Below are 2,123 nucleotides of genomic sequence, written 5' to 3' on the forward strand. Positions count from 1 at the left end.
ACAACAGCCCTGACTTCAGGGACTTCCACATAGGTTTCCGCCTTGTCTATGAAAATAACCTTCTGGACTTTTTCTCAGAACTTTTTTAAGATTAATCACTGCGGCACTGTGTACTTTCGTCACCATGATTGTGATAACGGTTTTCAGTTTTGTGGCTGGATGGTGGATTCCAGGGGGTGTGTCCATTATATCATTTATATTTTCTACTGCAATAACCACAGCCTATATGTCTCAGAGAGAGAAGGCGGAAAGAAACCTTATTATGAAACTCTTTGGTAAACACGTTTCAAAATCAGTAGCACAGGCCATATGGGAAAACAGAGATGAGTTTATAAAAGATGGCCGGCTGCCTTCAAAAAAACTGACGGCTACAGTCCTTTTTACTGATTTAAAGGGCTTTACTTCCGTATCTGAGAAGTTTGACGCGGCAGGACTTATGGATTGGCTTAATGAGTATATGGACGCTATGACAGGCATGGTTTTAAATCATGGAGGTGTTGTAAATAAATACATCGGGGACGCCGTCATGGCCATATTCGGTGTGCCTTTTGAGAGGACCACTGAGATAGAGATTTCCGAGGATGCAATTAATGCCGTGGAATGCGCCCTGGGCATGGAACAGGAGTTGATACGGTTAAACCAATTATGGGAAAAGCAGGGGCTTCCTAATACCAGCATGCGAGTGGGAATCTTCACAGGCCCTCTGGTTGCCGGCTGCATTGGAAGCTCCGAGCGGCTTGAATACACTGTGATTGGGGATACGGTCAACACTGCCTCAAGGCTTGAGAGTTTTGATAAGGATACGCAGGATGAGGAGTTTGCAGGCAGGCCGTGCAGGATTCTAATAGGAGAGTCAACATATAAATACACCGGTGACAGGTTTTATTCAAAACGAGTAGGAGAGGTCTCACTCAAGGGCAAGTCTGAAAAAATTATTGTTTATCGGATTGGAGGACTAAAATAGCCGCTGAGCTTCCAATGCTTAAAAAGTACGGATTGACACCGGTACCGCAAACAGGCTAACATAGAATCATAAGAGTACAAACCTAAAGCGGCTATTTTTGTTAATATTTATTTACGGGGCTAACATAGAACAATTTAGGGAGGTTTTTTATGGTTTCAGACAAATCACTTATATTAGTCAATCCTAAATGCACAAAGAAAGCTCTGCCTGGTTTTTTTGTCCTTTGTATGTTGCTTAGTATAATAGCAATACCGGTAACTAGCTGGTCTTTAACCGGAGCAGACGTTGCCATATTCAATGACACTACTTATACTGGAGGCGGCGCATGGGCTGATGGAATTACCGCCATAAAGGCGATGCTAAAAAATTATGGCTATACCTATGAGGATGTCACACCGTATGATATTGATACTACACCAAATTTAAACTATCTTTATAAGGCAATAATAGTAGGTGGTGGATGGGCTGCCGGTTACAATACTTACATAAATTATGACGGTTACAACAACATAAGAAACTTCGTTAATAACGGCGGGGGCTATTTCGGTATCTGTGCGGGAGCTTATTTTGCCACTGAAGTGGTACTGTGGCGTGAGGATACAACAGGTGTTATAAACATGTATGATTACCCTTTAAGCTTATTTTCAGGTGAGGGCATAGGTGCCATAAAACACATTAAGGAGTGGAATTCATCAACCGGCTGCTCCTCGGTAATTACTAAAGGAGCTGCCATGACCACTGTAAATGTTGATACCACAGTTTTGCCGGATGTTAACTTTTCTTTAAACATATTATACTATGGAGGGCCTTTCTTTAAACCCTGGGGCGGCCAAAATGTCACAACCGTGGCTACTTATCAATCGGTGGGAGCACCCAGTGACGGCTACGCTGCAATGATAATGTTTGATTATGGAGCAGGTAAGGTGTTTTTAACAGGCCCTCACCCTGAAGTATCTTTTAGCAATTGCACCCTTTGGTATGATACCGGTACGTGGAAACTGATGAGCAGCGTAATGAAAAAACTCACAGGTAAGTAACACTACTATTGGTTTTGCAGATGAAACCATTAAATGGTTTTTGGCGTTTATTGTTTTTAACGTGGGCTATTGTTGCCGCTTTGATGCCGGCTCTAAGCCATGCTGAAATTACCCTTGACGGC

2 protein-coding genes are annotated in these 2,123 nt (G+C 42.6%); both read left to right on the forward strand.

Going from position 1 to position 2,123, the window contains the following annotated elements:
* Positions 1-178 precede the first annotated feature (178 nt).
* Positions 179-964, forward strand: a complete 786-nt coding sequence (locus H7844_15800; GenBank protein MEO5358743.1) for an adenylate/guanylate cyclase domain-containing protein — start codon at positions 179-181, stop codon at positions 962-964.
* 149 nt (positions 965-1,113) lie between these two features.
* Positions 1,114-2,001 (forward strand): BPL-N domain-containing protein, encoded by an 888-nt coding sequence (locus H7844_15805; protein MEO5358744.1) that lies wholly within the window; start codon positions 1,114-1,116, stop codon positions 1,999-2,001.
* Positions 2,002-2,123: the final 122 nt, after the last annotated feature.

Source organism: Nitrospirae bacterium YQR-1, from assembly GCA_039908095.1.
Taxonomy (GTDB): domain Bacteria; phylum Nitrospirota; class Thermodesulfovibrionia; order Thermodesulfovibrionales; family Magnetobacteriaceae; genus Magnetomonas.

Bases quoted from the DNA above. Each gene is read 5' to 3' on its own strand.
- H7844_15805 (MEO5358744.1), top strand. From the start codon at position 1,114: ATGGTTTCAGACAAATCACTTATATTAGTCAATCCTAAATGCACAAAG.